The sequence below is a fragment of the Tardiphaga sp. genome, assembly GCF_044336785.1.
Classification (GTDB): domain Bacteria; phylum Pseudomonadota; class Alphaproteobacteria; order Rhizobiales; family Xanthobacteraceae; genus Tardiphaga.
This window is the reverse complement of the sequence record NZ_JBIIOT010000003.1, coordinates 75,511-94,083: the sequence shown is the minus strand read 5'-3', so window position 1 is coordinate 94,083 and position 18,573 is coordinate 75,511. Positions and strand designations below refer to the sequence as shown.

General features: G+C 63.3%; 16 protein-coding genes. 4 read left to right on the top strand and 12 right to left on the bottom strand.

Annotation, left to right across the window (positions count from 1 at the left end; translation table 11 throughout):
* Positions 1–43 precede the first annotated feature (43 nt).
* From ACIQ2A_RS01945 to ACIQ2A_RS01935, 3 genes are all read left to right on the top strand, one after another.
* Positions 44–1,441, top strand: coding sequence for a VWA domain-containing protein (locus tag ACIQ2A_RS01945; protein ID WP_398475165.1), 1,398 nt, complete (start codon positions 44–46; stop codon positions 1,439–1,441).
* A 134-nt stretch (positions 1,442–1,575) separates the two neighbouring features.
* On the top strand, positions 1,576–2,772 hold the full coding sequence (locus tag ACIQ2A_RS01940) for an amidohydrolase family protein (RefSeq protein ID WP_398475163.1): 1,197 nt from the start codon (positions 1,576–1,578) through the stop codon (positions 2,770–2,772).
* 190 nt (positions 2,773–2,962) lie between these two features.
* Positions 2,963–4,552, top strand: coding sequence for a gamma-glutamyltransferase family protein (locus ACIQ2A_RS01935; RefSeq protein WP_398475161.1), 1,590 nt, complete (start codon positions 2,963–2,965; stop codon positions 4,550–4,552).
* A gap of 134 nt (positions 4,553–4,686) precedes the next feature.
* Here ACIQ2A_RS01935 and ACIQ2A_RS01930 read toward each other — a convergent pair whose 3' ends face one another.
* The 9 genes from ACIQ2A_RS01930 to ACIQ2A_RS01890 form a co-directional block, all read right to left on the bottom strand.
* A complete protein-coding gene (locus ACIQ2A_RS01930; RefSeq protein ID WP_398475159.1) occupies positions 4,687–6,264 on the bottom strand; it encodes a class I adenylate-forming enzyme family protein in 1,578 nt (525 codons plus the stop codon).
* A gap of 93 nt (positions 6,265–6,357) precedes the next feature.
* Positions 6,358–7,281 carry a CDF family Co(II)/Ni(II) efflux transporter DmeF gene (gene dmeF / locus ACIQ2A_RS01925; protein ID WP_398475157.1) on the bottom strand — a complete coding sequence of 308 codons (924 nt, stop codon included), beginning with the start codon at positions 7,279–7,281 and terminating at the stop codon, positions 6,358–6,360.
* A 117-nt stretch (positions 7,282–7,398) separates the two neighbouring features.
* Entirely contained in the window at positions 7,399–8,949 is a 1,551-nt protein-coding gene (locus tag ACIQ2A_RS01920; RefSeq protein WP_398475154.1) for a SpoVR family protein, read from the bottom strand.
* Positions 8,946–10,214, bottom strand: coding sequence for a YeaH/YhbH family protein (locus tag ACIQ2A_RS01915; RefSeq protein ID WP_398475152.1), 1,269 nt, complete (start codon positions 10,212–10,214; stop codon positions 8,946–8,948). The genes ACIQ2A_RS01920 and ACIQ2A_RS01915 overlap by 4 nt, the downstream gene beginning before the upstream one ends.
* A 138-nt stretch (positions 10,215–10,352) precedes the next feature.
* Positions 10,353–12,296: a PrkA family serine protein kinase gene (locus ACIQ2A_RS01910; RefSeq protein WP_398475150.1), complete on the bottom strand. Its 1,944-nt coding sequence runs from the start codon at positions 12,294–12,296 to the stop codon at positions 10,353–10,355.
* A gap of 343 nt (positions 12,297–12,639) precedes the next feature.
* On the bottom strand, positions 12,640–13,101 hold the full coding sequence (locus ACIQ2A_RS01905) for a DUF1178 family protein (protein ID WP_398475148.1): 462 nt from the start codon (positions 13,099–13,101) through the stop codon (positions 12,640–12,642).
* Positions 13,098–13,982, bottom strand: a complete 885-nt coding sequence (locus ACIQ2A_RS01900; RefSeq protein ID WP_398475146.1) for a carbon-nitrogen hydrolase family protein — start codon at positions 13,980–13,982, stop codon at positions 13,098–13,100. The genes ACIQ2A_RS01905 and ACIQ2A_RS01900 overlap by 4 nt, the downstream gene beginning before the upstream one ends.
* Positions 13,979–14,254 (bottom strand): glutaredoxin 3, encoded by a 276-nt coding sequence (gene grxC, locus ACIQ2A_RS01895; protein ID WP_398475144.1) that lies wholly within the window; start codon positions 14,252–14,254, stop codon positions 13,979–13,981. Before grxC ends, ACIQ2A_RS01900 begins: the two co-directional genes overlap by 4 nt.
* A gap of 40 nt (positions 14,255–14,294) precedes the next feature.
* Complete coding sequence (locus ACIQ2A_RS01890) at positions 14,295–15,104, bottom strand: ComF family protein (RefSeq protein WP_398475142.1); 810 nt, start codon at positions 15,102–15,104, stop codon at positions 14,295–14,297.
* 177 nt (positions 15,105–15,281) lie between these two features.
* On the opposite strand from ACIQ2A_RS01890, the gene ACIQ2A_RS01885 reads away from it, so the two are divergent.
* Positions 15,282–16,154, top strand: coding sequence for a methyltransferase domain-containing protein (locus ACIQ2A_RS01885; RefSeq protein ID WP_398475140.1), 873 nt, complete (start codon positions 15,282–15,284; stop codon positions 16,152–16,154).
* 122 nt (positions 16,155–16,276) lie between these two features.
* Here the strand turns inward: ACIQ2A_RS01885 and ACIQ2A_RS01880 are convergent, their stop codons facing one another.
* The 3 genes from ACIQ2A_RS01880 to ACIQ2A_RS01870 all read right to left on the bottom strand — a co-directional run bounded on the left by ACIQ2A_RS01880 (position 16,277) and on the right by ACIQ2A_RS01870 (position 18,481).
* Positions 16,277–16,675 (bottom strand): (deoxy)nucleoside triphosphate pyrophosphohydrolase, encoded by a 399-nt coding sequence (locus ACIQ2A_RS01880; RefSeq protein WP_398475138.1) that lies wholly within the window; start codon positions 16,673–16,675, stop codon positions 16,277–16,279.
* Positions 16,672–17,919, bottom strand: a complete 1,248-nt coding sequence (argJ, locus tag ACIQ2A_RS01875; protein WP_398475136.1) for a bifunctional glutamate N-acetyltransferase/amino-acid acetyltransferase ArgJ — start codon at positions 17,917–17,919, stop codon at positions 16,672–16,674. The genes ACIQ2A_RS01880 and argJ overlap by 4 nt, the downstream gene beginning before the upstream one ends.
* Positions 17,920–18,166: 247 nt before the next feature.
* The gene (locus tag ACIQ2A_RS01870; RefSeq protein WP_398475134.1) at positions 18,167–18,481 is read right to left on the bottom strand and encodes a hypothetical protein; all 315 of its coding nucleotides are present in this window, start codon (positions 18,479–18,481) and stop codon (positions 18,167–18,169) included.
* Between the last annotated feature and the right edge of the window lie 92 nt (positions 18,482–18,573).

The window sequence follows — 18,573 nt, the reverse complement described above, 5'->3', positions numbered from 1 at the left end:
TCGCTACGCTCCTCGCAATGACGGCTGAGAGGGATCGGGTCTGATGCGCGAAGTGCTGCATCGCTTCTTTCGGGCGGCGCGGGGCGCCGGGGTGAGAATCTCGCCTGCCGAAAGCATCGATGCGATGCGGGCTGCTGCCGAAGTGGGGCCGGGTGATCGTGCCATCCTGCGCGATGTGCTGCTGCTGACCATGGCGAAATCCGGCGAGGAGAAGGCGGCGCTCGCGGCCTGCTTCGATGCATTCTTCACGCATCCCGATTTCGAGGCGCCGCCGGCGGCGAATGACGACGATGGCGATGCCGGCGATGGCAGTGGCGACGAGGGCGACGGGGCTGCGGACAGCCCGGCAACGCCTGCCTCAGGCGAGCCGCTCGCGCAGACCACTGTCGAACTCGGCGCGCTCGCGCAGATGTTGCTGGCGCAGGACCGCGCGGCGATCACGGCCGCTTTGTCGGATGCGGCCAACGCCTCCGGCCTCAGCAATATCCGTGTCTTCACCCAGCGCGGCCTGTTTGCGAGCCGCGTGCTGGAGCAGATCGGCATCACCCGATTGCGCGACGATATCGACGCGCTCAATGCTCGTAATTCCGCTGATGCCGAACGGCTGACGGCAGGCCTCGGCAGTTTGCGCGAGACCGTCAGCGAAATGGTGGCGCAGGCGCTGCTGCTTTACGGCCGCGAGGAGACCGAGGCGCTGCGCAACGAGATCCTGCGCAGTGCGCCGATGGCCCGGCTGGAGCAGCGCCAGATCGCGCAGATGCGCGTGCTGATCCGGCAGATCGCGCGCCGCCTGCGCGAGCGTTTCAGCAAGCCGCGCAAGCGCCAGCGCCGCGGCCATCTCGATGTCCGCCGCACCATCCGCCGCAATGCCGCCTGGGGCGGCGTGCCGTTTCTGACAGCCTGGAAGCGCCGTCATCGCGACAAGCCTAAGATCGTGGCGATCTGCGACGTCTCCGGCTCGGTGGCGCAGGTGTCGGACTTCTTCCTGCTGCTGATCCACAGCCTGCATGAGGTAGTGTCGGATGTGCGCTCCTTCGCCTTCTCCGGCAACCTGATCGAGGTCAGCGCCATGCTGGAGAACAACAAGCCGGAAGAGGCGATGAAGCAAATCATGTCCTCCGTGGGCTATGGCTCGTCGGACTATGGCCGCTCCTTCGCCGATTTCGAAAAGGATTTTATGAGCGCGGTGACGCCGCAGACCACGGTGATCGTGCTTGGCGACGCCCGCAGCAACAATCTCGATCCCCGCGCCGATATCCTGAAACGGATCGGCGAGCGCTCGAAGCGGCTGGTCTGGCTCAATCCGGAGGGGCGCGTCAGCTGGGGCTTTGGCGATTCCGAGATGCCGCGCTATGCGACCTTCTGCAATGTGGTGCGCCAATGTGCGACGGCGCAGCAGCTGGAGCGCGCGGTGGCGGATATCGTGGCGACGTATCAGTAACTCAATTGTCATCGCCCGGCTCGACCGGGCGATCCAGTACACATTGACGATAGTGATGATCGCGGGCGCCTGTGTCTACTGGACCACCCGCTTTCGCGGGTGGTGACAGTCCAAGTTTCCGGAGAGAGCTTCACATGACCGCCATCGACACACTCTTCACATCCGCAAAATTCGCTGACGGCACATTGCACGACATCGCCGTCACCACCGGCCGCATCAGTGCGATTACGCCGAGCGGCGGCGCTTCAGCAGCAGCCGAGACCATCGATCTCGCCGGCACCCTCGTCATCCCGTCCTTTGTCGAGGGCCACATCCATCTCGACACAAGTTTTTATGGCGATGTCTGGCGCCCGCATGTGCCGTATTCCAACGGTTTCAACGTGCAGGAGCGCGTCGCCATCCAGGCCGACAACATGGCGAAGGCTGCACCAATGGCAGAGCGGGCAAAAAGCCAGCTCGAGCTCTGCCTCGGTCATGGCAGCACGCGGATGCGCAGCCATGTGATGGTGGATGGGTCGGTGGGGCTCAAGTCCCTCGAAACCATCCTCGCCGTGCGCGAGGCACATCGCGATGTCATCGACATCCAGCTCGTTGCATTTCCCCAGAGCGGCATCCTGCGCAGCGCCGGTACGCCGGATCTGCTCGATGCTGCCTTCGATCTCGGCGCGGATGTCATTGGCGGTCTCGATCCCGGCGGCTTTGATCGCGATGTCGAGAAGCATCTCGATGTCGTGTTCGGTATCGCCGGGCGCCGCGGCGTCGATGTGGATATCCATCTGCATGATCCCTCCATGCTCGGCATTTTCGAGATCGAACAGATCTGCGCGCGGACGCAGGCGCTCGGCATGCAGGGGCATGTGGCCATCAGCCACGCCTATTCGCTCGGCGATGTCGCGGCGGATGTGGTGCAGCGAACGGCTGAGCTGCTGGCCAGGAGCGGCGTCGCCATCATGACCAATGCGCCGGGTGCGCGGCCGTTTCCGCCGGTGAAGCTTCTGCGCGCGGCCGGCGTCACGGTGTTCGGCGGCTGCGACAATATTCGTGACTCCTGGTGGCCTTACGGCGATGGCGACATGCTCGGCCGCGCGATGATGATCGGCTATCGCTCGGGCTTCAACACCGACGAAGACCTGACGCTGGCATTCGATATCGTGACGGCCGGTGGCGCCAGGGCTTTGCGACTGGATGATCACGGCCTGCGCGTCGGTGCCAGGGCCGATTTCGTCGCCATCGACGCGCCGCATGTGCCGCAGGCGGTGGTCGATTTGCCGAAGCGCCGCGCCGTCTACAAGAACGGCCGGCTGGTGGCGCGGGACGGGGTGATTCTCTGATGTCGTCACCCGGCTTGACCGGGTGACCCAGTAAGCTCTCACGTGAGTGATACGCACAGGCAGCGGTGTCTACTGGGCCACCCGCTTTCGCGGGTGGCGACATGCGAGTGAGAAGGCTTGAATCATCGGCCAGACGCGCTAGGACTGCGGCCGGAATTTGCTGGCATGCCAGAGACGTTGGAGACCCAAAATGCTTGAAACACCGCGCGCGCGCCGGGGCATGGTGACCTCGCCGCATCATCTGGCGTCGCAGGCCGGCCTCGATGTGCTCAAGGACGGCGGCACCGCCGTGGAAGCCGCGATTGCCACGGCGGCGACGCTGGCGGTGGTCTATCCGCATATGACCGGTATCGGTGGTGACGGTTTCTGGCTGATCGCCGAGCCCGGCAAGGCGCCGGTGACGGTGGATGCCTGTGGCCGCGCCGGTGCGACCGTGGATCTCGCTTATTATGCGAAGCACGGTGTTGCGACGATCCCGTTCCGCGGACCGCTGGCCGCCAACACCGTGGCTGGCACGGTCTCCGGCTGGCAGAAGGCGCTGGATGTCTCAAAGCATTGGCAGACGCCGCTGTCGCGTGAGCGCCTGCTGGAAAGCGCGATCTATTATGCGGAAAGTGGCATCGTCGTCACGCGCAGCCAGGCCGAACTTACCGCCGAGAAATCCGCGGAGCTGAAAGGCCAGCCGAATTTTGCGGCCACTTTCATGCCGAATGGCCAGGCGCCGGCCGAAGGCGATGTGCTGAAACTGCCGGCGCTCGGCGCCACGCTGAAGCGTCTCGCCGCCGATGGCTTCGAGAGCTTCTACAAGGGCAAGTTGGCGGACAGCATTGCCGCCGATCTGGCCAAGGTTGAGTCGCCAGTGACGGCCGCCGATCTGCAGAACCATGAGGCCAGCGAACGCCCGCCGCTGACCACCACCGTGCGCGGCGCGCAGCTGTTCAACATGGCGCCGCCGACGCAAGGTCTGTCGTCGCTGATGATTCTTGCGATGTTCGATCGTCTCGGCGTGACGCAAGCCGAGGGTTTCGATCACATCCACGGCCTCGTGGAGGCCACCAAGCAGGCCTTCATCGTGCGTGACGAGCATGTCGGCGATCCCGATCACATGACCGTCGATCCCGCGACCTTCCTCGACGATGCCAAGCTCGATGAGTTGGCGCGCCACATCGATCGCAAGGTCGCGCTACCCTGGCCGCATGTGCGCAAGCCCGGCGACACGATCTGGCTCGGCGTCATCGACGGGCAGGGCCGCTCGGTGTCCTTCATCCAGTCGGTCTATTTCGAATTCGGCTCCGGAGTCGTGCTACCCGAGACCGGCATCTGCTGGCAAAATCGCGGCGCCTCGTTCCGGCTCGCCGATGGCGGCTGGAATGCGCTGAAGCCCGGACGCAAGCCGTTCCACACGCTTAATCCGGCGATGGCGATCTTCGACGATGGCCGCCGCATGGTCTATGGAAATATGGGCGGCGAGGGGCAGCCGCAGACGCAGTCGGCGGTATTCTCGCGCTATGGCATGTTCGGCATTCCGCTGCAGCAGGCGGTTACGGCGCCGCGCTGGCTGCTCGGCAAGACCTGGGGCGATGAGAGCGTCACGCTGAAGGTGGAGGATCGCTTCGATCCCACGCTGATCCAGCAGCTTCGCGATGCCGGCCATGTGGTCGAGGTGCTCGGCAGCTATACCGGCACCATGGGCCATGCCGGCGCCATCGTGCTGCACGAGAACGGCGTGCTGGAAGGCGCGACGGATCCAAGGTCGGATGGCGCGGTGGCGGCGTGGTAAGGTCTGTCGTTGCCCGGCTTGACCCGGCGACCCAGTAGACACGGACCTATCAGATCATCACAGGCGCCTGCGTTTACTGGATCACCCGCTTTCGCGGGTGATGACAAGTGAGCGCGAGGTGCGCTTCGGTCGTCTTAAACGACCATCATCTTCCGCAGCTCCGTCTTGAGGATTTTGCCATTGGCATTCCTCGGCAGCGGTTCCGTCAAGAACGTGATGCTGTCCGGCACCTTGTAGTCGGACAGCCGCTCCGCGCAGTAGCTCCTGATCGCTGCCTCGTCGCCGCCATCGGGACTATAGGCGAACGCATGGACGCGCTCGCCCAGCACCGGATCGGGCTTGCCCACCACCGCGCTCTCGACGATCGCGGGATGATGCGACATCACATTCTCGACCTCGGTGCAGTAGATCTTGAAGCCGGCACGGTTGATCATGTCCTTCTTGCGATCGACCACGCTGACATAGCCCTCCGCATCCATGCGGCCGATATCGCCGGAACGCCAATAGCCTGCGACGAAGCCTGATCGCGTCGCATCGGGATTGTCCCAATAGCCGGGCACGACCATCGCGGCGGCAATCAGCAATTCGCCGTCCTGTCCGCGTGGCACTTCGCGGCCGTCATCATCGGCGATGATGATATGCGCGCCGGTTACGGGGCGGCCGACAGTGTTGATCTTGTCGGCGGGCGAGCCCGGCGGAAACATCGTCGCGGGGGATGTGGTTTCGGTCGATCCATAGGCATTGCAGAGATTGAGTTTTGGCAGCGCCTGAGCGAGACGCTGGATGGTCGCCTCCGGCATCGGCGCGCCGCCGAATCCGGCGATGCGCCAGGCCGACAGGTCGTGGCGCTCGAAATCCGGCTGCAGCAGGCACAGATTATACATCGCCGGCACCATCAGCGTGTAGGTCATGCGCTCGCGCGCCGCGATGGCAAGAAATTCCGGTGCCTTGAAGGCGGGCAGGATCACCAGCGTCCCGGCGACATTGATGGTCGCCAGGATCAGCGCCACGAGGCCGGTGACATGCGAGGCCGGCACCGCCAGCATCGTGACGTCGCCATCGCGCAGGCTGTAGCCATGCTGGAAGTTCAGCACCGAATGGATGATGCTCGCATGGGTCAGCATCGCGCCTTTCGGGTGTCCCGTCGTGCCGGAGGTGTAGAGCAGATAGGCGGTGTCGGCCTGATCAAGCGCGGGAAAGGCCGCAGGAGACGCGTCATTCGTCAGTTCGGTGAATGACGCAGCACGACCGCTTCCAACGACCCACTGCTTACGGAGATCGGCGCGCGGTGCAGGCAGGTTGGCCTCGCAATCACCGTCATAGACCAGTGCCGATGCCCCGCATTGCTGCAGCACATAGTCGATTTCCGGTGCGCGTTGCCGTGTATTGAGCGGGACAACGATCATGCCGGCGCGGGTGGCACCGAGCGCGCAGAAGACGAATTCCAGGCAGTTGCCGAGCAGCATCGCGATGCGCTCGCCCTTTTGGAAACCGGTGGCGATCAAGTTGCGTGCGATGTTGTCAGCGGTGCGATCCAGCTCGGCATAGCTGATACGGCGTGTGCCGAGCACCAGTGCGATGCCGTCCGGCTTGCGCGCGACGGCGGCGCGCAGCATCGCATCGAGATTTGGCGGACGATCGGCGAAGCAACCGACGACGCGGTCGCCATACAGCACCTCATGGCGGATCACGGGTGCGATGTGTTCTGGCATATCCATTCCCTGACATTCTTCTTCCGCCATTATGCTGGCGGTGGAGAGGTCAGGTTAATCAGGCATCAGCCCGTTGCCAACAGCCGGAAGCGCCTAGCGGGCTTCCACCGTCACATGCTGCAATTCATGCACGGCGGCGAGGCGCTGGCGCACCGTTTCGGCGCTTGCAGCGCCGGCAAAGGCGACGATTGCGGCATGCGCGCCGGGGCCGACGCGCCAGACATGCAGGTCGAAAATGCGGGCATCGCCCGGGCGCTCCACCTCGTCGCGGATCTCCTGCTCGAGATGGGGGTCCGAGGTGTCGAGCAGCACGCTGGCGGTGTCGCGCAGCAGATTCCACGACCAGACGGCGATCACGATGCCGCCGACAATGCCCATGACCGGATCGAGCCAGACCCAGCCGAGCATGCTGCCCGCGAGCAGGGCGGCGATGGCCAGCACCGAGGTCAGCGCATCCGCCAGCACATGCATGAAGGCCGAGCGCATATTGTTGTCGTGGTGATGCGCGCCATGGTGATGGTCGTGACCATGTCCGTGGTCATGATGCCCGTGATGGTGGCCGCCGCTGAGCAGGATCGCGCTGGCGATGTTCACGATCAGGCCGATGACGGCGATGACCGTCGCTTCACCGAATGCAACGGTGGATGGATTGAACAGCCGCTGTATGGATTCCCAGGCGATGCCGATGGCGATGATTGCCAGAACGAGCGCCGAGGCGAAGCCGGCGAGGTCACCGACCTTCCCGGTGCCGAAGGTGAAGCGGCGATTATGCGCATTGCGCCGGGCAAAGGCATAGGCACCGGCGGCCACGGCAAGGGCTACGGCATGGGTCGCCATATGGAAACCGTCGGCCAGCAGCGCCATGGAGTTGAAGATCGTGCCGGCAACAATCTCGCCGACCATCATCAAAGCCGTGAGCCCCACGACCCACAGCGTGCGGCGCGCATTGGCATCGTGATCGTCGCCCAGGAACACGTGGTCATGGGCGAGGGCGTCGATGTCGCGGGGCATGGTCATGACGGGTCCAGTCGAACGGAATTATAAAATAACCCCCTACCCTATATTTGGGTCAACCGAAAGCCCCCACCCGGACAAAGCCGGGCGGGGAAGTTTACGGGAGAGGCGGAATGGCGATCAGGCCGCAGCGGCCATCACGCGGGGATGGACGATGTGCTCCTTGAGCACCGAACCCGTGGCATCGACCTCGGTGAGCGACACGTCATAGCTCCAGAGATCGGCGAGATGCTGCAACACGCGCTTCGCATCGGCTTCGTTCAGCAGGGCGCCGTTGAGCACCGAGTGTTTCAGCATCAGCCGCCGGTCGCCGGCGAGATCGACATCCATCACCTCGATATTGGCGTCGATCAGGCCGACATCATATTGCCGCGACAGCGCACGGCGCACGCTGCGATAGCCGCGCTCGTTATGGATCGCCTCGACCAGGATGCCGGACGTGTCGGCAGGATCGTCGTGCAAATGGAACATGCGCATCTGGCGCATCAGGCGTGGCGAGAGGAACTGGCTGATAAAACTCTCGTCGCGGTAATTGGCCCAGACGTCGCGCAGCACGCCCATGACGTCACCCTTGCCGGCAATGTCCGGAAACCATTCGCGGTCCTCGTCCTCGGGCGAGGTCACGATGCGCTCGATATCCTGCATCATGGCGAAGCCGAGGGCGTAGGGGTTGAAGCCCGAAAAATACTTGCTGTCGAAATCCGGCTGGAACACCACATTGGTGTGCGAGCCGAGGAATTCGAGGAAGTTGCCGTCGGTGATCTGTCCGCGCTCGTGCAGCGCGGTCATGATGCGATAGTGCACGTAGGTCGCCGTGCCCTCGTTCATCACCTTGGTCTGGCCCTGCGGATAGAAATACTGCGCGATGTTGCGGACGATGCGCAGCAATTCACGCTGCCAGGTCTGCAGGCGCGGGGCAGCCTTTTCGAGGAAATAGAGCAGGTTCTCCTGCGGCAGGCCGAGCAGCGCGCGGCGGCGTTCGGCACTGAGCTCCGTGCGGTTCTTCGAGGGGCCGGTGGGCACCGTGCGCCAGAGATCGTTGAAGGTGGCCTGTTCGTGTTCACGGCGTTCGCGCGCGCGCTTCTCCTCGGCGCGCAGGTCGAGCGACCGCTTGCCGGGATAGCGATCGACGCCATGGGACATCAGCGCGTGCGCCGCATCCAGCGTCTGCTCGACGGCGATGCGGCCATGCTTCTCCTCGCATTGCGCCACATAGGATTTGGCGAAATCGAGATAATCCAGGATGCCGTCGGCATCGGTCCACTGCTTGAACAGGTAGTTGTTCTTGAAGAAGTGATTATGGCCGAAGGCGGCATGCGCAATCACCAGCGTCTGCATGGTCGCCGTGTTCTCCTCCATCAGATAGGAGATGCAGGGCGACGAATTGATCACGATCTCATAAGCCAGCCCCATCAGGCCCTTGCGATAGGACGCTTCCTGATGCGCGAACTGTTTGCCGAACGACCAGTGCTTGTAATAGAGCGGCATGCCGACGGAGGAATAGGCGTCCAGCATCTGCTCGGCGGTGATCACCTCGATCTGGTTCGGATAGACGCTGAGGCCGAGATCCTTGAGTGCGATCTCCTCGCAGGCATCATGGATGCGCTGGATCGTCGTGAAGTCCCAGTCAGCGCCCTCGAATAGTCGTTCACTCGCTTTTGAGGAAGTCATGGAGCCACCTCCTTGCCGGTGCGGCGCTGGAACAGATCGTGGAAGACCGGGAAAATCTCGCTGCGGTCGTTCACCTTGCGCATGGACAGCGGCTCGCCCTCGTTGCGCAGGCGCTGATACAGGGTCCAGAGCGAGGATTCCGACATTTCGAACGGATGGCCGCCGCTCTCGCCGACTTCGAGATAGGCGAAGAATTGCGATGCCGGCAGGATCGCGTCCCGCAGCAGCGCGCCGGTGCGGTCGCTGTCCGCATAGGAGTTGTCGCCGTCCGAGGCCTGCGCGGCATAGATGTTCCAGTCGGCCGGGCGGAAGCGCGATTGCACGATCTCGTGCATCGTCTCCAGCGCGCTCGACACCAGCGTGCCGCCGGAGGCAGGGCCGTGGAAGAAGGTCTGTTCATCCACTTCCTCGGCGCGGTCGGTGTGGCGGATGAAGACGATCTCCACCTTCTTGTAGCGCCGGGTGAGGAAGACATAGAGCAGCATGTAGAACCGCTTGGCGAGATCCTTCATATGCTCGGACATCGAGCCCGACACGTCCATCAGGCAGAACATGACCGCCTGCGCCACCGGCTTCGGCACCGTCTCGAAGCGGCGATAGCGGATGTCGATGGGATCGATGAACGGGATGCGCTTGATCTTGGATTGAAGCCGCTCGATCTCCGCCAGCAAAACGGAACGGCGCTCGTCGTTGCAGTGTTCGAGTTCAGCCTCCAGCTCGGCGATCGCCTCCGGCCGCGGCCGCTGCAGCGCCACGCGCCGTGCCATGGCGCGGCGCACCGTGCGGCTGACGGAGATGTTCGCCGGCGAGCCCGATGTGGTGTAGCCGGCGCGGCGCAGGCCTTCGTTCTCGACTTCGGCCAGCTTGCGCTTGGAGAGATCGGGCAGTTCGAGATCGTCGAGAAAGATATCGACGAATTCATCGCGGCTGAGCACGAAGCGGAAGGCGTCCTCGCCGTCGCCTTCACCGGCCCCGTTGCCGCCGCCGCCCTTCGATTGCGGTCGCTGCAGGATATCGCCTTCGACGAATTTCTTGTTGCCGGGGAGGACCCGGTCGCGCACGCCGCCTTCGGTGTGGAAACGTGGCTCATTCATGCCGTCGAGCGGGATAGAGACTTCGCCGCCTTCCAGGACATCCTTGATGTCGCGGTCCTGGGAGGCTTTCTTCACCGCACCCTGCACCAAATTCTTGGCTCGCCGCAAAAACCGCTGCCGGTTCTCGAGGCTTTTGCCTTGTGGGTTCAGGCGCCGATCGACGATATGCATGGCCGCGTGGGTCCTTGTGTATCCTTCAGTCGATTTCCGTCATTGCGAGCGCAGCGAAGCAATCCAGTCTTCCTTCACTTCTGGCCTTCTGGATTGCTTCGTCGCTACGCTCCTCGCAATGACGGAGTTACGTTGTCACTAGCCCGCCTGTTTCACCCGCATGTACCATTCGACGAGACGGCGCACCTGGCGTTCGGTGTAGCCGCGATCGACCATGCGGGCGACGAAGTCGTCATGCTTCTTCTCGGTCTCGCCATCCTTCTTCGATCCGAACGAGATCACCGGCAAGAGATCCTCGACCTGGGAGAAGATGCGCTTCTCGATGACTTCGCGGATCTTCTCGTAGGAGGTCCAGGTCGGGTTCTTGCCGCCGTTATGCGCCCGCGAGCGCAGCGAGAACTTGACGACCTCGTTGCGGAAGTCCTTCGGGTTGGCGATCCCTGCAGGCTTCTCGATCTTGCTCAGTTCCTGATTGAGCAGATCGCGATCCATCATCTGGCCGGTGTCGGGATCCTTGAAGTCCTGATCCTCGATCCAGGCATCGGCATAATCGACATAACGGTCGAACAGGTTCTGGCCGTAATCGGCGTAGGATTCCAGATACGCCTTCTGGATCTCGTGGCCGATGAATTCGGCGTAGCGCGGCACCAGCTCTGCCTTGATGAATTCGAGATAGCGCTTCTCGACTTCGTCGGGCAGCTGCTCGCGCCGGATCGCCTGTTCCAGCGTGTACATCAGATGCACGGGATCGGCACCGACCTCCAGCGTGTCATGGTTGAAGGTCGCGGCCAGGATCTTGAACGCGAAGCGCGTCGAGATGCCATCCATGCCTTCGTCAACACCGGCGGCGTCCTTGTATTCCTGGACGCTGCGCGCTTTCGGATCGCTTTCCTTCAGGCTTTCGCCGTCATAGACGCGCATCTTGGCAAAGGTGGTGGAGTTCTCGTGCTTGCGCAGGCGCGACATCACCGAGAAGCGGGCGAGAGTTTCCAAGGTTGCCGGCGCGCAAGGCGCGGTGGCGAGTTCGGAGCTCGAGATCAGCTTCTCGTAGATCTTCTGTTCTTCGGCGACGCGCAGGCAATACGGCACCTTGATCACGCAGATACGGTCGATGAAGGCTTCGTTGTTCTTGTTGGTCTTGAAACTCTGCCACTCGGATTCATTCGAGTGCGCGAGGATCACACCGGTGAACGGGATCGCGCCGATATTCTCGGTGCCGATATAGTTGCCTTCCTGCGTCGCCGTGAGCAGCGGATGCAGCATCTTGATCGGCGCCTTGAACATTTCGACGAATTCAAGCACGCCCTGATTGGCACGGTTGAGGCCGCCGGAATAGGAATAGGCGTCGGGATCGTTCTGGGCATAGGTCTCGAGCTTGCGGATATCCACCTTGCCGACCAGCGAGGAGATGTCCTGGTTGTTCTCGTCACCCGGTTCAGTCTTGGCGATGCCGATCTGACGCAGCCGCGACGGCTGAATGCGCGCGACACGGAATTGCGAGATGTCGCCGCCGTACGCCTCCAGACGCTTGTAGCACCACGGGCTCATCAGTCCGGTGAGACGCCGGCGCGGAATGCCGTATTTCTCTTCGATCATGGGGCCGAGCTGATCGGGATCGAACAGCGCCAGCGGGCTTTCGAAGACGGGCGAGAGTTCATCGCCGGCCTTCAGCACATAGATGGGATGCACTTCCATCAGCTGCTTCAGGCGTTCGGCGAGCGACGACTTGCCGCCGCCGACCGGGCCGAGCAGATAGAGGATCTGCTTGCGCTCTTCGAGGCCCTGCGCCGCATGGCGGAAGAAGGCGACGATGCGCTCGATCGTGTCTTCCATGCCATGGAAGCCAGCAAAAGCCGGATATGACCTAATGGTACGGTTCAAAAAAATACGGCCAAGGCGGGAGTCCTTGGCCGTGTCGATCATCTCAGGCTCACCGATCGCAGCAAGTAATCGCTCGGCTGCGTTCGCGTATTTCATGGGGTCGCCGCGGCAGGACTCCAGATATTCGGACATCGACATGTCCGTCTGGCTCCGGGCCTCGAAGGTTCGAGCGAACGCATTGAACAGAGAATCGTTATACATTGATCCCTCTCTCCTTTGGTCGTCGGCCGTCCTGTTGTTCGCGATCCTATTTCGTGGTAACGGGACGCGTCTCGTGATCGCGACTCAACATCAGCACTATCAGTCTCAAGGACACATCCTGGTCCGAGATCGTGCAATGCAATCGGCGTGCAAAGCGCGACTCATCTTCAGGCACATGCTTATAAGTTAGGCGAGATTCGCTGGCTCTCAAGGCCCGCGCAAGCATTTGTGCGCGCTGTGACTCGAACGACACAAAACGGTCGCAAGTCGAAAATGCTTCTGATGACGTGCGAAGGCGCGCGATATTCGCCGCGTAATGAAGCGTTAATGTAGATGAACGCGGTTAGTTCCGGTCGCCGGGCAGCACCGGAATCGGTGCAACCTCGATGCCTTCATCGATCAGAGCGCGCGCTTCCTCGAGCGAGGCCTCGCCATAGATCGGCCGATGCTCCTTGTCGCCATAATGCATGGCGCGCGCTTCGGTCGGAAAGCTTTCGCCGACATTGTCGGCATTGCTGGTGATGTGGTCGCGCAATTCCTTGAGCTTGGCGCGCAGTTCGACTTCCTGCGGCGCCATCATCAAAGGCGCATTATCGGCTGGCGCCGCCGGTGTCACGACCTCCTGCTGCCGCTGGTTACCCTTGCGGCCGATCTGCGGGGCCATGATGGCCTTCTCGACCTTCGCCGAGCCGCATTGCGGGCAGGTCACCAGCTTGCGCTTCACCTGGGAATCGTAAGCGCCGGAGCTCTGGAACCAGCTTTCAAAAGCGTGGCCCTTGTCGCAGCGCAGATTGTAACGGATCATGTCGCGTCACGCACCAGATGCAGATGGGCGGGGCCGGCCTTGGCATCATGGATGCCGAAGCGGCGGCCATGCTGCAGCGACGGCACGGTGTTGCGTGCCTCGGCGACCTTTGCGGGATCGATCTCGGCGATGATGAAGCCGGGATCGGTGCCCTTGGCTTCGGCGATCACCACACCCCAGGGATCGACGATTAGCGAGTGGCCATAGGTCGAGCGCTTGTTCTCATGCGTGCCGCCCTGGGCGGCTGCGAAGACGTAAGCGCCGTTCTCGATGGCGCGGGCGCGCAGCAGCGTGTGCCAATGCGCTTCGCCTGTCTTCTGCGTGAAGGCCGAAGGCACGGTGAGAAATATCGCGCCGGATTCCGCCAGCGCACGATAAAGCGCAGGGAAACGAACGTCGTAGCAGATGGTAATGCCGATGCGGCCCCAGGGCAGATCGGAGATCACGGCCGTTTCGCCCGGCTGGTAGTTGGCGGATTCGCGATAGGTCTCGCCGTTCGGCAGATCGATGTCGAACATGTGGATCTTGTCGTAAGTGGCGAGGATACTGCCATCGGGCGCGATGAAGAACGCGCGGTTGGCGGCGCGCTCGGGCGTCGCCTGCACGGCCATGGAGCCGATATGCAGATAGATGCCGAGTTCGGCAGCCAGTGCGCGATAGGCCTTCAGCGACTCGTCGTCATCTTGCGTGCGCAGATGTTCGAACAGCCCGGCGCGGCCGGTCTGCATCATGTTGGTGACTTCGGGCGTCTGCACGTAATTCGCGCCGGCAAGGGCGGCTTCGCGGATCAGGTGGCGGCCCTGTTCGAGGCTTTCGCGCGGAACGAGGCCGGTGCGCATTTGCACCATGGCGGCGACGAATGTCTGCTTTTGCTCGCTCATGCGCTTGCTCCTTCGCCTGCGATCATGCCGTCCAGCTTGCCTTCGCGGTCGAGGGCATAGAGGTCGTCACAGCCGCCCACATGCGTGCCGCCGATGAAGATCTGCGGGAAGGTCGCGCCGGGGCGGGTGCGGTCGAACATCTCCTGCCGCAGGTTCGGATCGGTCGCGGTGTCGAAATGGGTGAACTCGACCTTCTTGCGCTGGAGCAGCGAGATGGCGGCGCTGCAATAGCCACAGCCGGGGCGGGTATAGATCTCGATGGCAGCGGCCATGCCAGGCACTCCGAATGCGTCACAGAATTGTGTCACAAGATTATATGGGACCGGCATGGGCCTCCACAACCCGGGCGAAGACCAGCAGGTCCACCTGGGACGCCTTGGCCCGCAGCAGCGCGCGGGCGCAGGCGTCGGACGTGGCACCGGAGGTCAGGACGTCATCGATCAGGACGACCCGGCGGCCCTGGACCTGATGCCGGCGCTCCGGCGGCACCTTGAACGCGCCTTGCACATTGGTCGCGCGCTGTGCGCGTGACAGGCCGATCTGGTGCTCGGTGGGGCGAACACGGCGCAGGGCATCTTTTGCCACAGGCACGCCGCTGGCGCGGCCGATCGCCTGCGCCAGCGCGCCGGACTGGTTGAAACGTCTGCTGAAGGCGCGGCGCCAGTGCAGCGGGACCGGTACGATCACATCGGCTTGATCGAGCAGCTCATGACCGGCGCGCGCCATCCAGCGGCCCATGGTGGGGGCGAGATCGGTGCGGTCGTGATATTTCAGATGATGCACGAGGGTGCGCGCCACCTCGTCATAGCGCACAGCGGCGCGCGCGCGAAAATAGGCCGGCGGCGCGGCGATCGCCTGCATGGACAGGATGTCGGGTCCGGGATCGTAGACGAAGGGAATGCCGAGCCGGCTGCAAAAGGGCGGCGCGATGAAAGAGAGCTGGCTCCAGCACGCCGCACAGACACCGTCGCCGGCGACCGGTTCCCGGCAGGCCACGCATTGCATGGGGAGCGCGATGTCGAGCGCAAGGCGGGCGGATCGGGTGATGGCGCGCTGGCAATAGTGAAGCGCGCCGCGCAAGCGCGCGGGCAGGGACCACGGTGCTGATGCTTCGCTGTCCATGGATGGAGGTTATTTCGGCTCTTTCCTTTGCTCAAGCACTCCTCCGTCCCTCATCCTGAGGAGCCGCGAAGCGGCGTCTCGAAGGATGGCCGCAAGCTCGAGCCAGGCCAGCTCATGGTTCGAGACGCGCGCAGGCGCGCTCCTCACCATGAGGGTGGGAGTGTGGGATTGCCCCTCATGCCGCCAGAGCGTACCAAGCGCGCCATGAACCAGCCGCACGCCGCCCCGATCCTGTTTGACCGCACGCTTCTGCGCGCACGGCAGGCGCGCGCGTTGAGGCAGGGCGCCGAGACCTTCCTGCTCGATCGTGTCACCGAGGACATGAGCGATCGCCTGCAGGCGGTGTTGCGGCAGTTCAGTAACGGCGCGGATATTGCGACACCTGGCTACGGGCTTGCTGATGCGCTCAAGGATCGCGTCGCTTCGCTCGCGCATGTCGATGTGCCCGACGATGAAAGTCACGGCCTCGGCCTCGCGCCGGCCTCGCTCGATCTCGCGGTGTCCGCGCTCGGTCTGCATCTCGTTAATGATCTGCCCGGCGTGATGGCGCAGGTGCGGCGCGCGTTGAAGCCCGACGGCTTCTGGCTCGCAGCGCTGCTCGGCGGCGATACGCTGACTGAATTGCGGCAATCATTTGCGGCGGCCGAGGCCGAGCTCGACGGCGGCATCTCGCCGCGTATCGCGCCGATGGCCGATCTGCGCGATGTCGGTGCGCTGTTGCAGCGGACCGGCTTCGCGCTCCCTGTCACCGATGTCGATCGTGTGGTGGTACGCTACAGCAGCGCCTTCGCGCTGATGCAGGATCTCCGCCGCATGGGCGCGACCAATATCCTCAACGAGCGCCGCCGCACGCCGCTGCGCCGCGCGACATTGCTGCGCATGGCGCAGATCTACAGCGAGCGGTTCGCCGACCCCGATGGCCGCATCCGTGCGACCTTCGATATCATCTGGCTGTCCGGCTGGGCGCCGCATGAAAGCCAGCAGAAGCCGCTGAAGCCGGGATCGGCCAAAGCGAGTCTGGCGGATGCGGTGAGGGGGCTGAAGCCGTAGCTGCGTCGTAGGATGGGTTGAGCGCAGGCGCGTTAGCGCCGGAGCGATAACCCATCAGCGGAGCCTGCCGCGCCCGCGGAACAGCATGGGTTTTCGCTTCGCTCAACCCATCCTACAAGCGCCTACAACAACCCCGTCAAATGCGGGATCAGCGGAATATCCGCGGCCGGCATCGGATAGTCGCGCAGCTGGTTCGGCCGCACCCATTTGAGGTTCTGGCCTTCCTTCGAGATTGCAAGGCCTTCCCAGCGCCGGCAGATATAAAGCGGCATCAGCAGATGAAAGTCGTCATAGGCATGGCTGGCAAACGTCAGTGGCGCCAGACACGCTTCCTTCACCGTGATGCCGAGCTCCTCGTGTAGTTCGCGGATCAGCGCCGCCTCCGGCCGTTCGCCGGGCTCCAGCTTGCCGCCGGGAAATTCCCAGAGGCCGGCCAGCGTCTTGCCTTCCGGCCGCTGTGCGATGAGCACGCGGCCGTCGGCATCGATCAATGCGGCGGCGACGACGAGGACGAGCTTCACGACCGGTAGTCGCCATTGATGGCGATGTATTCCTTGGTGAGATCGCAGGTCAGCACGCGGTCGCGGGCCTTGCCGAGACCGAGGGCGACCTTGATCTGGATCTTGTCGTTCTTCATCGCATTCGACACTTCGGTCTCGTCATAGGACGGATCGCGCGCACCGGATTTGGCGACGCGGATGCCGTTGAACGAGATCGACAGCTTGTCGCGATCGGCGCGCTCGCCCGCCTTGCCGACGGCCATCACCACGCGGCCCCAATTGGCGTCTTCGCCGGCAACGGCCGTCTTCACCAGCGGCGAATTGGCGATCGACATGGCGATTTTCCGTGCAGCGACCTTGGTGGTGGCGCCTTCGACGACGACCTCGATCAGCTTGCGAGCGCCTTCGCCGTCACGCGCGGTCTGCTCGGCGAGATCGGCCAGCAGCGTCTGCAGCGCCTTCACGAACGGTTTCAGCCGGATATCGCTGGCCTTGGTGATCTTTGGCGCGCCCTGGGCGGCCGCCGCGCCGGTGGCGAACATCATCAGCGTGTCGGAGGTCGAGGTATCGCCATCGACGGTGATGGCGTTGAACGTATCGGTGACGCCAGCCTTCAGCAGTGCCTGCAAGGCCGGCGCGGCGATCGGCGCATCGGTGAAGACGAAGGACAGCATTGTCGCCATGTCCGGCGCAATCATGCCCGAGCCCTTGGCGATGCCATTGATGGTGACCTTCGCCTTGCCGAGCTTCACCGTGGCAGTGGCGACCTTCGGATAGGTGTCGGTGGTCATGATCGCCTTGGCGGCGTCCATCCATGCGTCCGGCGTCGCCGTCTCGGCGAGGTCAGCCAGCACGCCGTTGAACTTGGTGGCGTCGAGCGGTTCGCCGATCACGCCGGTGGAAGCGAGGAAGATCTCGTTCGGCTTGCAGCCGACGGCTTTCGCCGCGATGTCGCCGGTGAGTTTTGTCGAAGTCTTGCCGGTCTTGCCGGTGAAGGCATTGGCGTTGCCGGAATTCACCACCAGCGCTTGCGCCTTGCCGCCCTTCAGCACCGCACGGCACCATTCCACCGGGGCCGACGGGCACTTCGATGTGGTGAACACGCCGGCCGCCGTCGTGCCCTTGTCCATCACTGCCAGCAGCACATCGGTGCGGCCCTTGTAGCGGATGCCAGCGGCAGCGGTGCCGAGGCGAACGCCTGCGATCGGCGGCAGCGTCGGAACATGGGTGGGAGCAAGGGGCGACACGGGGGACGGTTTGGCCATGGGCGCTTTCAGCTTTCAGTCAAAGATGACGCGCTCTCTATCATCTCTCGTACGCACGTGGGAGAGGCGATTGCCGTCATCTCCCTGTCATCTTGCATCGGGCGTTTGAGCGATATGGATAGTGCTCGGCCTGCATGGCTCGAGACGCCCGCGTTGCGGCTCCTCACCATGAGGGTCTTCTATCGCATCACACTCTGCCCTCATCCTGAGGAGCGCGTCTCGAAGGATGACCGAGGCATGCACATGCTCAGCCCGGGCCGAATTTGAAGCGGCCATCGTCTTCGAGGAACGGGCCGCTGCGCATATAGAGCTGGCCGTTTTCGCCGATGAAGAACAGCGTGTTCTTTGGCACCTTCTTCGCACCCTTGAGCAGGAACTTGGCGTTGTTGGTGCCCATGCGATAGGCGAAGGTCTTGCCGGTGGCGTCATAGCCATAGCCCATGTCCGGCGTCAGCACCCAGGGCACTGCGCCCGAGGCCGGCGCTTGTGCGTGGGCAGGCACGGTGAAAGCTGCGGCTGCGATCATGGCAATGGCGAGCAAGGTGGAAGCGCGCGCAGACATCCGAAATCTCCATTGAAAGAGCTGGCAGGCCTCGTCGATGCATCCTGCAGCTGTGCTCTGAACAAATCACGAACGCATGCGCGTCGTCAACA

Coding starts and splice junctions, on each gene's coding strand:
- ACIQ2A_RS01945 (WP_398475165.1), top strand. CDS start 44: ATGCGCGAAGTGCTGCATCGCTTCTTTCGGGCGGCGCGGGGCGCCGGG.
- ACIQ2A_RS01940 (WP_398475163.1), top strand. CDS start 1,576: ATGACCGCCATCGACACACTCTTCACATCCGCAAAATTCGCTGACGGC.
- ACIQ2A_RS01935 (WP_398475161.1), top strand. CDS start 2,963: ATGCTTGAAACACCGCGCGCGCGCCGGGGCATGGTGACCTCGCCGCAT.
- ACIQ2A_RS01930 (WP_398475159.1), bottom strand. CDS start 6,264: ATGCCAGAACACATCGCACCCGTGATCCGCCATGAGGTGCTGTATGGC.
- dmeF (WP_398475157.1), bottom strand. CDS start 7,281: ATGACCATGCCCCGCGACATCGACGCCCTCGCCCATGACCACGTGTTC.
- ACIQ2A_RS01920 (WP_398475154.1), bottom strand. CDS start 8,949: ATGACTTCCTCAAAAGCGAGTGAACGACTATTCGAGGGCGCTGACTGG.
- ACIQ2A_RS01915 (WP_398475152.1), bottom strand. CDS start 10,214: ATGCATATCGTCGATCGGCGCCTGAACCCACAAGGCAAAAGCCTCGAG.
- ACIQ2A_RS01910 (WP_398475150.1), bottom strand. CDS start 12,296: ATGTATAACGATTCTCTGTTCAATGCGTTCGCTCGAACCTTCGAGGCC.
- ACIQ2A_RS01905 (WP_398475148.1), bottom strand. CDS start 13,101: ATGATCCGTTACAATCTGCGCTGCGACAAGGGCCACGCTTTTGAAAGC.
- ACIQ2A_RS01900 (WP_398475146.1), bottom strand. CDS start 13,982: ATGAGCGAGCAAAAGCAGACATTCGTCGCCGCCATGGTGCAAATGCGC.
- grxC (WP_398475144.1), bottom strand. CDS start 14,254: ATGGCCGCTGCCATCGAGATCTATACCCGCCCCGGCTGTGGCTATTGC.
- ACIQ2A_RS01890 (WP_398475142.1), bottom strand. CDS start 15,104: ATGGACAGCGAAGCATCAGCACCGTGGTCCCTGCCCGCGCGCTTGCGC.
- ACIQ2A_RS01885 (WP_398475140.1), top strand. CDS start 15,282: ATGCCGCCAGAGCGTACCAAGCGCGCCATGAACCAGCCGCACGCCGCC.
- argJ (WP_398475136.1), bottom strand. CDS start 17,919: ATGGCCAAACCGTCCCCCGTGTCGCCCCTTGCTCCCACCCATGTTCCG.
- ACIQ2A_RS01870 (WP_398475134.1), bottom strand. CDS start 18,481: ATGTCTGCGCGCGCTTCCACCTTGCTCGCCATTGCCATGATCGCAGCC.